The 12995-nt window shown below is 75.0% G+C and carries 10 protein-coding genes and 1 tRNA gene; 9 read left to right on the top strand and 2 right to left on the bottom strand.

What is annotated here, in order from left to right; all coding sequences use genetic code 11:
• Positions 1 to 1192: alpha-amylase family glycosyl hydrolase (locus tag Acit_RS12110; protein WP_248109310.1), on the bottom strand; the 1192-nt coding region annotated here is incomplete at its 3' end.
• Between the two features lie 209 nt (positions 1193 to 1401).
• On the opposite strand from Acit_RS12110, the gene Acit_RS12105 reads away from it, so the two are divergent.
• From Acit_RS12105 to Acit_RS12070, 8 genes are all read left to right on the top strand, one after another.
• Positions 1402 to 2523 (top strand): ABC transporter substrate-binding protein, encoded by a 1122-nt coding sequence (locus Acit_RS12105; RefSeq protein WP_248109309.1) that lies wholly within the window; start codon positions 1402 to 1404, stop codon positions 2521 to 2523.
• The gene (locus tag Acit_RS13740; protein WP_248109308.1) at positions 2493 to 4352 is read left to right on the top strand and encodes an ABC transporter permease; all 1860 of its coding nucleotides are present in this window, start codon (positions 2493 to 2495) and stop codon (positions 4350 to 4352) included. The genes Acit_RS12105 and Acit_RS13740 overlap by 31 nt, the downstream gene beginning before the upstream one ends.
• A 22-nt stretch (positions 4353 to 4374) precedes the next feature.
• Positions 4375 to 5574, top strand: coding sequence for an ABC transporter ATP-binding protein (locus Acit_RS12095; protein WP_248109307.1), 1200 nt, complete (start codon positions 4375 to 4377; stop codon positions 5572 to 5574).
• Positions 5575 to 5686: 112 nt separating this feature from the next.
• Entirely contained in the window at positions 5687 to 6823 is a 1137-nt protein-coding gene (locus tag Acit_RS13735) for a diguanylate cyclase domain-containing protein (protein WP_248109306.1), read from the top strand.
• Positions 6824 to 6863: 40 nt separating this feature from the next.
• On the top strand, positions 6864 to 9488 hold the full coding sequence (locus tag Acit_RS12085) for a glycoside hydrolase family 31 protein (protein ID WP_248109305.1): 2625 nt from the start codon (positions 6864 to 6866) through the stop codon (positions 9486 to 9488).
• Positions 9488 to 10612, top strand: coding sequence for a zinc-dependent alcohol dehydrogenase (locus Acit_RS12080; RefSeq protein WP_248109304.1), 1125 nt, complete (start codon positions 9488 to 9490; stop codon positions 10610 to 10612). Before Acit_RS12085 ends, Acit_RS12080 begins: the two co-directional genes overlap by 1 nt.
• Positions 10609 to 11283 (top strand): carboxymuconolactone decarboxylase family protein, encoded by a 675-nt coding sequence (locus Acit_RS12075; RefSeq protein WP_248109303.1) that lies wholly within the window; start codon positions 10609 to 10611, stop codon positions 11281 to 11283. The genes Acit_RS12080 and Acit_RS12075 overlap by 4 nt, the downstream gene beginning before the upstream one ends.
• Positions 11284 to 11376: 93 nt before the next feature.
• On the top strand, positions 11377 to 12210 hold the full coding sequence (locus Acit_RS12070) for a MaoC/PaaZ C-terminal domain-containing protein (protein ID WP_248109302.1): 834 nt from the start codon (positions 11377 to 11379) through the stop codon (positions 12208 to 12210).
• 216 nt (positions 12211 to 12426) lie between these two features.
• Here Acit_RS12070 and Acit_RS12065 read toward each other — a convergent pair.
• A tRNA-Leu gene (locus Acit_RS12065) sits at positions 12427 to 12510 on the bottom strand.
• 98 nt (positions 12511 to 12608) lie between these two features.
• Here Acit_RS12065 and Acit_RS12060 point away from each other — a divergent pair.
• Positions 12609 to 12995 (top strand): DUF3662 domain-containing protein (locus Acit_RS12060; protein ID WP_248109301.1); only part of this gene is annotated, 387 nt, incomplete at its 3' end.

The following is a 12995-nucleotide window of genomic DNA, read 5'->3' as shown; positions in this document are numbered from 1 at the left end:
GGCGGCGGCCCCGGAAGCGGCTGAAGCGGCCGTCGAGGACGAACTGGCCCACGAGGGCCCGGGCCAGCTGGTCGGGTGCCCCGAAGTCCTCGTAGTAGCCCTGGCGCTCCCCGGTCAACAGGGCGTGGAGGGCGTGGTGGAAGTCGTCGTGCCACTGGCCGTCCATGCCCAGGCCCCGCTGGTCGGTCGGGGCCAGCACCCGAGGGTCGTTGTCGGCGCTCTCGGCCACCAGCAGCCGGGGCCGGCCCGAGCGACGGCCCACGTCGGCCACCGCGTCGGTCAGCTCGGCCAGGTAGGGCCGGGCCGTGAAGTCCACGATGCCGTGGATGGCGTCCATCCGGAAGCCGTCGACGTCCAGGGCCTCCAGCCACCAGCGGGCCGAGCCGAGCAGGAACCGCCGCACCTCGTCGGCGCCGGCGCCCTCGACGTTCACCGCCGGGCCCCAGGGAGTGCGGTAGCGGTCGGTGGTGTAGGGCCCGAAACGGGGCAGCACGCAGCCCTCGGGCCCGAAGTGGTTCTGCACCAGGTCCAGCACGACGGCCAGGCCCCGCTCGTGGCAGGCCGCGACGAGCTCGGCCAGGCCCTCGGGACCGCCGTAGGTGCTCTGGGCAGCGTAGGGGAACACCCCGTCGTAGCCCCAGTTCCACCGGCCGGGGAACTCGCAGACCGGCATGAGCTCGAGGGTCGTCACCCCCAGGTCCACCAGCCGGTCCAGCTGGCCGATCAGCGCACCGAAGGTGCCCTCGGGGGTCGCCGTGCCGGCGTGGACCTCGTAGAAGACCGACCGGGCCAGCGGCGGGGGCCGGAAGGACCGGGTGCTCCGGGCCAGGCGGGCCGGGTCGACGAGGGCCGAGGGGCCGAAGACCCCCTCGGGCTGCCAGCGCGAGGCCGGGTCGGCGAGAGGCTCCCCGTCCACCAGCAGCCAGTAGCGGTCCCCGTGGGCCAGGCCCTCGGCGACGCCCCCGAAGCGGCCCCCGACCGAGCGGCTCGGGTCGTGGGCCAGAGGGGCGAGGGCCAGGACCTGGCCGGCCCGGGTCCCGCTGACCACCTGCACCGCCAGCTGCTCGGCTCGGGGTGCCCAGACCTCGAACCGCCAGGCGTCCCCGGCCAGCGGCACCGCCCCGGGCAGGTCGGCGAGGCCGGCGATGAGGAGCCGTTCGGCTCCGTGGGCGGGGGCTGCGGGGTCGGGCACGGATCCTCCTCGTCGACGGCTTCCCGCAGCATGGCCCTTGGGGGCACGCACCGTGCGGCGGCACCCGGGTGGATGGCGTAGGCGCTGCCCACCGTTCATCGTCGGCCACCCTTCCATCTGTCGTGAGGGCAGCCGTTTTCGTGAAGAGTTCACTGGTGGTTCCGGTATCTGTCGCGAGGCGTTCACCTCGGCTTCGTAGCGTGCCGGCCATGGCGCACACCCCCTCGATCCCCCCGACACCGGCCGAGGACGCCGGCTGGCGCCGGCCTCGGCGCGCTGGAGCGGCGCGTCGGCGACTCGTTGTGCTGAGCGGGCTGCTGGCCGGCGCGCTGGGCCTGGCGGCATGCTCCTCGAGCGGCGGGACGGCCCAAGCGGCCAGCCGCCAGACGACCCAGCGGGTGCCCTTGGTGGTCTACAGCGCGAAGAACTACATGCCGGGAGTGGGCACGGCCTTCACGAAGAAGACCGGCATCCCGGTGGAGCTGGTGAACCACTCGACCGGGACGCTGCTGGCGAAGATCCAGGCGGAGCGGAGCGACCCCCAGTGGGGCCTGCTCTGGATCGACGGCGCGGCGGCCTGCGCGGCGCTCGACCAGCAGGGCATGCTGCTGCGGGGATTCGAGCCCGACGCCGGGCAGCTGACCAGCCTGGGCAAGGAGCTCGTGCCCGCCGACCACAGCTACGTGCCGACCGCGGTCACCATCGCCGGCGCCCTGGTCTACAACCCGAAGGTCCTCCCGGACCCGCCGAGCAGCTTCAGCCAGCTCACCGAGCCCCAGTACCGGGGGAAGGTGGGCATGAACAACCCGGCCATCTCCGGACCTACCTACACCTTCGTCGCCGGACTCATGCACCAGCTCGGCGGGGTGGGGCCCGGCGAGGCCTTCTTCGAGCGGCTGGCGGCCAACGGCCTGCAGGTCTTCTCGACGAACAAGGTCACCCTCACGGCCTTGCTGCAGGGCCGAATCGCCATGGCCATCGTGCAGAACAACGCAGGCATCGAGTTCGCCGAGAAGTACCCCCAGCTGAAGGTGGTGTACCCGACCGCCGCCACGATGCTGCCGAGCGTCATCTGCATCGACGGCCACGCCCCGAAAGCCGAGGTGGCCGAGGCCAAGGAGTTCGCCGACTACGTGTACACGCCGGCCGGTCAGGCGGTCATGAAGGCCGTCAACCCCTACGGCGGCTGGCCGATCATGCAGGGGGTCACCCCGGCTCCCTTGCTGCCGGCCCTGAGCAGCCTGCCGGTCCAGAAGATCGCCACGAGGACCTGGGGGGCTCGGGAAGCGAGCATCACCCAGTGGTTCTCCGAGCACGTCGTGAACGGCTGATGGCGAACGACCGGGGGCCGGCTTCCCGCCGATGGTTCCGGGGCGGGGGGCCGTGGCGGCTGGCGGTGTGGGGGGTGGTCGCCCTCCTGCTGGTCGTGCCCTCCCTCTGCTTCCTCGTCCAAGCCGTCTCGCCCCGGCTCTTCGGGCAAGGCCGGGCCTGGTGGACGGGGGCCAACGTGGCGGCCGCCTGGCACCAGGGTCTGGGCGTGGCCCTGGCCCACTCCGTGGTCGTCGGGGCGGCGGCCGCCCTGCTGGCGGTCGTCGTCGCCGGCGGCCTGGCCGTGGTGGTCGAGCGGACCACGGCCGTGGGACGGGGTGCCACGGTTCTCGGGCTCTGGGCGGTTCTCCTCTGCCCCTCCTATCTCATCGCCGTGGGCTGGGAGGAGATCGTGCTGCGAGCCGGGATGCTCAGCGCCCTCGGGCTGTGGTCCCCGGCCCTCCAGCACCTGGTCCTCGGGCCCGTCGGGGTCGCCGTGGTCCTGGGTCTGAAGGGCGTGCCCTTCGCCTACTTCGCGCTCGCCCCCTCGATGGCGGCCGTCGGCGGGGACCTCGAGCACGCTGTGCGGGCCCACGGCGGGCGACGCTGGGCCACGCTCCGGGTGCTCGGACCCTTGCTCCTGCCCGCCGTCCTCTCGGGCCTGGTCATCGTGTTCGCCGAGTCCGTCGGGGACTTCGGGGTGGCCTCGACCATCGCTGCCACCGCCCACTTCCCCGTGGCCACCTACCTGCTCTACGAGGCCATCTCCACGTTCCCGGTTAACTTCGGGGTGGCGGCGGTCGTCGGCTGGGCCCTGGTGGGGACGGTCGGGGCTGCCCTCCTCGTCCAGTCAGGGCTCCTGCGAGGACGGAGCTTCGCCGTGCTCGGGAGCCGAGGCCGGGCAGCCCGCCGTCGTCAGCTCGGGTGGCGGGGCCAGCTCGGCGCCGCCGGGTTCCGGGCCGCGTTCTTCCTGCTGGCGCTCGGGGTGCCGGTCCTCGGGGTGCTCTTCTCCTCGGTCCTCGTCCCCTTCAAGGGGTTCGGGCTCTCGGCCCTCACCTTGGCGAACTATCGGGCGCTGCTCGGCGTCCAGGGCCTGGCCGGACCCATCCGGTTCTCCGGGGAGATGGGCCTGGTGTGCGGCCTGGCCACCGTGGCCCTCGGGGCGGTGCTGGCCCGGACCATGGCCGCATCGCAGCGGGGAGTGGCCGGGCGCCTGCTCGACCTCACCCTGGTGGCCGCGGTGGCCCTCCCCGGCGTGGTCTTCGCCGCTGGCTATATCTTCGCCTACGACCTGCCGGCCCTCACCCGCCTCGGCATCGTCCTCTACGGCACCGTGCCCCTCCTCGGGATGGCCTACGTGGCCAACGCCGTGCCTCAGTCCTCGCGGATCCTGCTCGGCCCGTTCAGCCAAGTCCGGGACTCGCTCCTCTACGCCGCCCGGGTCCACGGTGCGGGCACCAGCCGGGCGTGGCGCGAGGGCGTCCTGCCCCTCTTGGCCCGCCCCCTGCTCTGGGCCTTCCTCCTGGCCTTCGCCGGGATCTTCCTCGAGCTGCCCATCTCCGAGCTCCTCGCCCCTCCGAACGTCGTGCCGGTGTCGGTGGCCGTGCTCCGGGTGCTCGGGAAAGCCGACATCGGGGAGGGCACGGCCCTCTCGGTGGTGGCGGTCCTCGTGGTCCTCGGCGTCGTCGCCCTCGCGTTGGGCCTGTTCCGCCTGCTGGCCCCCCTCGGTTGGCGGCGCTGGTCGGAGGGGACCGGGGGCGCGGAGCACGCTGGGGTTCGGGCCGCACGCCGCCGGGCCGGACAGGTCGGGGGGCCCGACGCCGCGGTCGGGGCCGCCCGGGAAGCAGCGTGAGGCGACGGTGGGAGGACCGACGATGACGAAGACCCTGACCCAGCGCTGGCCCCTCCCGGGCCGAGCGCTTGCCGCACCGGCGGCGGTGGCCGACGCGGCGAGCGACCAGCGGGGAGAGAACCCCGGGCGGCAGGCCGACGGTGCCCCTCGGGTCGCCGTCGACGGGTTGTGCAAGACCTACGGGGCGGTCGAGGCCGTCTCGGACGTGAGCCTGGTGGTCGAGCCCGGTCGCTTCCTCGTGCTCCTCGGGCCCTCAGGAAGCGGCAAGTCCACCGTCCTGCGCTGCATCGCGGGGATCGAGGTGCCGAGCGGGGGCAGCATCCGGCTGGGCGGCACCATGGTGGACGGTCCGGGCATCCACCTGCCCCCCGAACGGCGAGACCTGGCCATGGTCTTCCAGGACTACGCCCTCTGGCCGCACCTCAGCGCCGAGCAGAACGTGGCCTTCGCCCTGAAGCGCCGGAGCCTCGAGCGGGCGGAGCGACGCCGCCTGGCCCGAGAGGCCCTGGAACGGGTCGGGCTCGGCGACAAGGCCGCCCGCTTCCCGGGGGAGCTCTCGGGCGGCGAGCAGCAGCGGGTGGCGCTCGCCCGGGCTCTCGTGGCGCGGACCGGCCTCGTGCTCTTCGACGAGCCGCTCTCGAACCTCGACGCCGACCTCCGGGAGCAGCTCCGGATCGACATCGGGGCGCTGGTCCGGGACCAGCGGGCCACGGCCATCTACATCACCCACGACCAAGCCGAGGCCTTCGCCCTGGCCGACGTGGTCGGGGTGCTCGAGCGCGGCCGACTGGTCCAGTTCGGCACCCCCGAGGAGATCTACCGAGCCCCGGCCTCGGCCTTCGTGGCCCGTTTCACCGGCCTGGCCGGGGAGCTCGCCGGGACCCTCGCCGACGTCCGGGGGGAACAGGCCGTGGTGCAGACGGCTGCTGGCGCCCTGACCGGGCGGCTCCTCGCCTCGGGTCGTCCCGGTCGGGGCGCGTCGGCCGAGGTCCTCGTGCGGCCCTCGGCGGTTCGCCTCGCTGGCGAGGGCGAGCCGGGACTCGACGGGGAGGTGCTGGACGGCGCCTTCCGGGGCTGGGGGTACGAGCACGTCGTGGCCCTGGCCGGGGGGCGGCTGCGCAATGTCGCGGCGCCGGCGCGGGTCCCAGTGGGTCGGCGGGTCCGGGTCCAGGTGGACCCGGCGGGCTGCCTCGTGGCCCTCCGGCCGGCCGAACGGCGCTGACGGGAGGGTCAGCGCGGGTGCCCCGGTCCGGCTCGCATCCCGGTGTCTCCGGAGCGCGCCCCTCAAGCGCGCATCGGACCTGGTCGATGCCTCGATCGTGGCATCAAGAGGCGTGGGCCGTGTCCCTCGGCGACGGCCGACCCGGCTCGGGGGCGAGCGGGCTCGCCTCGGCGCGGCCTTGGCGCAGCGGGCTCCCGAAGTCCTGGCCCGGTGCCAGGAGGCCTACCTGGCCCATCTGCGCCGGAAGGCCGAGGGTCCGAGCAACGAACGCCTGGTGCGGACCGACCCCATGTGGCAGGTCACCGACCTGGCCACCCATCTCATCGCCCGCTGGCTCGGGACCGGCGTGGCGGCCAGCCCCGAAGAGCGCGAGCAGGTCGCCGCCACCGGGGCCACCCTGGCTCGCCAGCGGGCCCAGGCGGCCCGCCTGGCCATGCACCGGCCGGGGCAGCCGGCCGTGCCCGTCGGCATGGTCATGCGGCTCAACGTCTGGTGGGCCGACGCCGTGCAGAGCATCCTCCGGGAGGAGGCCCGCCGGTTGGGGGTCGGCCGGGCGACCCTCGCCGAGGCCCTCGACGTCGTGGTCCGTTCGGCCCGCTGGAGCACCCTGCAGATGCTGGACCGGCTCGACGAGGAGATGCGGTCCCTCGAAGCCCGCCTGTCGCACCTGGCCCTCCACGACCCCTTGACCGGGGTGGCGAACCGGAGCCTGCTCCTCGAGCACCTCGAGCGAGCCCTGGCCCGCCTCGGGCGGCGCCCCGGGGAGCTCGGGGTCTTCTACGTCGACCTCGACGGCTTCAAGGCCCTGAACGACACCCAGGGTCACGCCGCGGGCGACGAGCTGCTCCGGGCCGCGGCCCGCACCCTCCAGGGGGCCCTGCGGGCCGGGGACCTCGTCGCCCGGGTCGGGGGCGACGAGTTCGTGGCGGTCTGCGAACAGCTGACCGACCCGCCACGGGAAGCCCTCCAGCTCGGCCGGCGACTCTGCCGGGCCCTGCGCGCCGCCCCGGTGACCCTCGGTCCGGCGGAGGTGCCCCTCGCCGCGAGCACCGGGATCGTCAGCCTGCGGGCCGCCCGACCCAGCGTCGACGAGCTGCTCCGGGCCGCCGACCGGGCCATGTACCACGCGAAGCGCCACCACCGGTCCCTGGCCCTCCTGGACCTCGATCGGCCCCGTCCCCGGCCGGTCCTGGCCTGCGCACCGGCCCGGCGCGCCTCGGCTGCCGTCGCCGTCCCGGTGCTTGCGTGACGCTCGGGCCGAGGCGGGGGCGCTGACTAGCCTCCGACCGATGGCGTCGGGCCACCCAGGAGGGACCGGCGGCGGGGCCGGCTTGCGAGCCACCCTGCGGGTCGTCGCCGAGCTCGGCCCGGCGACGACCGCCTGGATGGTCCTCTGCTCGCTCCGCCAGGGCCTGCGGGCCCGGGCCGAGGCCGACCGGCTCGCCGTGCCCCCACCGGGCAGCGGCGAGGGTCCTGGCCGCCTCGAGGACCTGACCGAGGAGGCCGACGCCGTGGTGGCCCGCTTCGCCCGGGCCACCCTGACCCTCGCCTTCCTCGCCCCGGACTGCCTGCTCGTCGAGTGGCGACGGCGCGGGAGCCCCGAGGACGCCCCGCCCTCGCTGCTGGTGGGCGGCCGGGCCGGGACGCGGGTCACGCCCCGGCGCCACCGAAGCGCCGAGGGCGTCCTCGAGCTCGACGCCGGTGGTCCGCTCCGGGTGCGTCTGGACGTCGGCGGCACCCTGGCGATCCTGGACGGCGCGGGCGAGGTGGTCCGCGTCGACGAACCGCCCTGCTGGCGCAGCGCGGGCTGGTCGGCCCGCTGGGTCTGTGCTCCCGGGGCCCTGGTCACCGGCTTGGGGCTCCAGGCCGGCCCCCTGGACCGGCGGGGCCGGCGCTACCGGCTCTGGAACCTCGACCCGGGGGGCAGCTGGGGACCCGACGCCGGGCCCCTCTACTGCAACGTCCCGGTGCTCCTGGCGGTCGACGGCGCCCGGAGCCTGCTCGACGTCCTCGACACCTCAGAGACGCTCCTGGTCGACCTCTCGAGCGCTGGGAGCGGATGGCTCGGGGCGCCGGCGGGACCGCTCCGGCGGGTCCTCGCCCTGGGTCGGCCGCCGCTCCTCCTGCAGCGGCTCGCCGAGCTGACCGGCCCCCCGGCCTTGCCGCCCCGCTGGGCCCTCGGCTACCAGCACAGCCGCTGGGGGTTCCGGTCGGCGGCCGCGGTGGCCGGCATCCGGGCCGGGTTCGCCGCGTGCGGCCTGCCGGTCTCGGCCATCCACCTCGACATCGACCACCTGGCCGGCTACCGGGTTCTGACCGCCGACCCGCAGCGCTTCGGGGACCTGCCCGGTCTCGTCGGGAGCCTCGGGGCGCTCGGGACCCGGGTGGTGACCATCGTGGACCCCGGGGTCAAGGTCGACCGGGGCTTCGGGCTCTTCCGCCGGGGCCTGGCCGGGGACCGCTTCTGCCGCACCCCCCGGGGCCGACTGGCGATCGGCGTCGTCTGGCCGGGCCGAGCGGCCTTCCCGGACTTCGCCGACCCGGCGGTCCGGGACTGGTGGGCCGAGGAGGTGGCGACCAGGCTCCGCGCCAGCGGCGTGGGGGGCCTCTGGCACGACATGAACGAGCCGACCTCCCTGGCGCTCGGGGTCGAGCCCCGCCTGCCCCTGGCCACCCGCCACCGGATCGACCGCCAGGTCCACGACCACGCGGGCCTCCGGAACCGCTACGCCAACGGCATGAACGAGGCGGGCTTCCAAGGGAGCCGACTGGCCAGGCCCGAGGCCCGCCCCTTCGTCCTCTCCCGCTCGGGCTGGCTGGGCGGGCAGCGGCACGCCTGGCACTGGACCGGCGACGCCGAGACCAGCTGGGCGGGCCTGCGCCAACAGGTCGCCGCCGTCCTCGGCCTGGGCCTCTCGGGCTTCCCCTTCACCGGCTCCGACGTCGGTGGCTTCACCGCCGACCCCGACCCCGAGCTCTACCTCCGCTGGCTCCAGTTCGCGGCGTTCGTGCCCCTGCTGCGGACCCACGCCATGATCGGCCTGCGGCCGCGAGAGCCCTGGCGCTGGCCCGAGCCGTTCGGGCGGGCCGTGGCCTCCTGGATCCGGTTCCGCTACCGCCTCCTGCCGCTCCTCCTCGGCCTGGCTCACGAGGCCGCTGCGCAGGGCGCGCCGCTCGTGCGGCCCCTGTGGTGGCCCGACGGGGAGGCGGCGGCCGAGCTCGGCGACGACGCGTTCCTCCTCGGCGACGACCTGCTGGTAGCGCCGGTCTGCACCCCCGGTGCCCGGCGGCGTGCCCTTCGGCTCCCCGCGGGCCGCTGGGTCGGCGCCTGGGCCGGGTCGAGCCCGTCGGCGCTCGCCGGTCGCACGGTGGTGCAGCTCGGGGCTCCCTTGGGGCGCCTGCCCCTTCTGGTCCGGGCCGGCAGGATCCTGGTCCTCGACGACGCGTGGGTCGATCCCGAAGGCGCCTGCCAGCTGGAGGGCGACGAGGCCCTTCGTGCCGAGGACCTGCTCTGGACCCGAGGGACCCTGGACCAGGCCCACACCCCAGGGTGCTGGGCGCTGCACTGCTGGCCGGCCGAGGACCCCGAGGGCCAGGTCGCTGGTGCCGAGGGACGGGCGCTGGACGAGGCGGGGGACGACCACGGCCCGGTGCGCCTCGACCGCTACCGCCTCTCGGGCGTGGCCGAGGACGGCACCGCCACCCTCGCCTGGGAGCGCACCGGGACCTTTCCTCCTCCGGCGTCGGTCCGGGTGGTCGTCCACGGCAGGGCCGTCGAGCGGGCCCTGGCCGACGGCCGACCGGCGGCGGTCGAGGGCGGGACGGTCCGGTGCGGACCGTTCGACGAGCTGGTCCTGGTGGGGCTCCGACAGCGCCCAGCGCCCCTCCGGCCCCTGGCCTATCATCTCGACTGATGAGTCAGTCACAGGCGGGGGAGGCCTGGGCGATGGTGCTGATCGGCCCCCGGCGCCTGGAACGCCGGGTCCTGCCCCGGCCCCGGATTGGGCCGAGCGAGGGTCTTTTACGGGTGGAGGCCTGCGGGCTCTGCGGCACCGACCACGAGCAGTTCCGGGGCCTGCTGCCCGGGGGCAAGCCCTTCGTGCCGGGGCACGAGGTCGTCGGGGTGGTCGAGGAGCTCGGCGAAGGCGCCGCCGAGCGCTTCGGGGTCGAGGTCGGCCAGCGGGTCGCCGTCGAGGTCTTCCAGGCCTGCCGGCGCTGCCCGGCCTGCCGGCGGGGCGAGGCCCAGCGCTGCGAGGCCCACGGACTGGGCGACATGGTGGGGTTCGTCCCCGTCGAGCGGCCCCCGGGCCTCTTCGGCGGCTACGCCTCCCACCTCTTCCTCGGTCCCGACGTCCAGCTGCTCCCCGTGCCCGAGGACCTGGACCCGGTCCTGGCCACCCTCTTCAACCCCCTGGGGGCCGGGATCCGCTGGGGGGCCGACCTCCCCGAGGTCCGGGCCGGGGAGGCGGTGGCCGTGCTCGGCCCGGGGGTCCGAGGGCTCGGGGCCCTGGTCGCCGCCAAGGAGGCCGGGGCAGGGTTCGTGGCGGTGGTCGGCAAGGGGCCCCAGGACGCCGATCGGCTCGCCTGGGCCCGGCGCTTCGGCGCCGACCTGACCGTGGACGGGGCCCAGGCCGACCCGGTGGCCGAGGTGCGCCGGGCGCTCGGCCAGGGTGCCGACGTGGTGGTCGACGTGACCGCCGCGGCGCCCGAGGCCCTGGGCCTCGCCGTGGCCCTGGCCCGACCCGGTGGCCGGGTGGTCCTGGCCGGCACCCGGGGCGACCCGTCGACCCCCGGATTCCACCCCGACCACCTGGTGTACAAGGAGCTGACCCTGCTCGGGGCCCTCGGAGTGGACACGAGCGCCTCGAGGCGGGCCCTGGCCCTCGTGGCCTCGGGTCGCTACCCCTTCGCCGAGCTGCCCCGGGTGGTGCGGCCGACCAGCCAGGTCGGCAGCCTGCTCGAGACCATGGCCGGGGAGAGCGGGGCCCGGCCGATCCACGCCGTGGTGGTGCCCGACCACGAGAGGAGCAGACCATGACGCGTGGCAGTGGGCGGCCGGCCGGGGAGCCAGGGCCGGCTGCGGGGCCCCCCGAGGTGGCCGGGCTGCTGCCCCTGCTGGACCAGGACCGGGCCCTGGCGGTGGCCGCCGAGGTCCGGGTCCCCGAGGTCCTGGCCCGCCTGCACGTCTTCCGGCTGCTGCTCGGACGCCCCTCCCTGGCCAAGGGCCTCTCGGGCCTGCTGCTGGCGCTGCTCACCTCGGAGGTGTTGCCCGCCCGCCTCCGGGAGCTGCAGATCCTCCGGGTGGCGTGGCGCCGGGGATCGGCCTACGAGTGGAGCCAGCACTGGCGCATCGCCTCTGACCTCGGGATCCCCCCGGCGGTCCTGCTGGCCGTCCGGGAGGGCCCCGGGGCACCGGGCCTCGAGCCGGAGGACCACCTGGTGCTCCAGGCCGCTGACGAGGTCCTGACCGACGGCCAGGTGACGGCCCGCACGCTGGCCGACCTGGTCGGCGCCCTCGGGGAGGGCGGAGCGCTCGAAGCCGTGGCCGTGCCGGCCGTGTGGGCCATGGTGGCCGTGATCCTCCAAAGCGCCCAGGTGCCGCTCGAAGAGGGCCTGGCCCCCTGGCTCCCCGACGGGCGAGGTCCCCGGTGGCCTGAGGACGACCAAGCGGCCCCGGCCACCACCATCAACCGATCCATCAGTCAGTAAAGTGGGGCCACCGGTGGACGAGGCGCGGGCACCGAGCGGTCGCCGTCGTCGGGAGCGTCGCCCGACGGGGCTCGTGGGGGAGGGAGCGGGCTGATGCCAGAGGTGTTGTCGACGGCCGTCGTTGGTCGGACCTTCGATCCGGTGACCGTCCGCTGGAAGCCCGAGGACGTCATGCTCTACGCCCTCGGGGTCGGGGCCACCCCCGAGGCGGAACTGGACTTCCTCTACGAGGGGCGGGGACCGAAGGTCCTGCCGACCTACGGCGTGATCCCCGGCATGCGGGCCCTCGGCGGCCTGGTGGGTGCCGTGGCGCTGGACTTCTTGAAGGTGCTGCACGGCGAACAGGGCATCGTCTGCCACCGCCCCTTGCCGCCCGAGGGCACGGCGAGTGTCACCGGTCGGATCGAGGCGGTCTGGGACAAAGGATCGGCCGCCGTGGTGGTCGTCGCCGCGGAGGTGGCCGACGAGCATGGTCCCCTCTGCACGACCCGCTCGTCCCTCTTTGTCCGGGACGCCGGCGGTTTCGGCGGGGAGCGAGGTCCGAGCGGCGGCCCGGCCGCCCCGGAACGGCCACCGGACCACGTCCACCAGACGACCACCGGGCCGGCGCAGGCCGCCCTCTACCGGCTCTCGGGTGACCGGAACCCCCTCCACATCGATCCCGAGGTGGCGAAGGCCGCGGGCTTCGACCGCCCCTTCCTCCACGGCCTGTGCACCTACGGCATCGTGGGCCGGGCGGTCCTGGCCGCGGCCTGCGAGGGAGACCCGGCCCGCTTCGGCGGCCTGGAGGGCCGTTTCGCCGAGCGGGTCTACCCCGGCGACACGGTCACCACCGAGCTCTGGGAGCTCGACGAGGGCCAGCTAGCCGTCCGGGCCCGGACCCCGGCTGGGGTCGTGCTCTCCCACGGGCGGGCCTGGCGTCGCTGAACCACCTCGGCAGCGGTGGGCGGCGGCACGATTGCTCGCGCCTCCCGCCGACGACTTCTCGCGCGAACCGTCGTCCTCTTGATGCGGAAAGCGCGACGAAGGCGGCCCAGCCCGGATGGGCTTCGGTGGTCTGCCCGAGCAGTCGGGGCCAGGGAAAAACCCGGTCCGACCAGGGACTCCTCGGACTGGGGATCGCCGTTCCGAGAACGACGCGGGTGGGCGAGGGGGGACTTGAACCCCCACGTCCTTTCGGACACAGGAACCTGAATCCTGCGCGTCTGCCTATTCCGCCACTCGCCCGAGCGACGAGGGGAGGATAGTCGACCGAGGTCGGGGCCCCGGCACGGGACCGGCCACCGTTGACCTGCGACGACGCCCCGATAGGCTGTCGGCTCACCATGGGACTCCAGCAGTTCGAGCAGCGCCTGGAGCGCCTCGTCGAGGGAGCCTTCACCAAGGCCTTCCGGACCGACCTCCAACCGGTGGAGATCGGGCGTCGGCTGACGCGGGAGATGGACCTGCTGCGGCGGGTCGGGGTCCACGGGCTGATCGCACCGAACGTGTTCGTGGTGGAGCTGTCCCCGGAGGATGCGCGGCGGTTCGAGCGCTTCTCGGAGGTCCTGGCTCGGGAGCTGGCGGACGCGGCACGGGAGCACGCGCGGACCGAGGGCTACGCCTTCGTGGGTCCGGTGGAGGTCGAGTTGCGGCGGAGCTCGAGGCTGCGGACCGGTCGGTTCGCCGTCTACGCTGACTTCGTCGAGGGGCCTGACGCGCTCCCGGCGGGG

Source organism: Aciditerrimonas ferrireducens, assembly GCF_023130475.1.
In the GTDB taxonomy this organism is placed as follows: Bacteria; Actinomycetota; Acidimicrobiia; order Acidimicrobiales; family UBA8190; genus Aciditerrimonas; species Aciditerrimonas ferrireducens.
The sequence above is the reverse complement of the archived record's forward strand: the minus strand, read 5'-3'. Positions and strand labels throughout refer to the sequence as shown.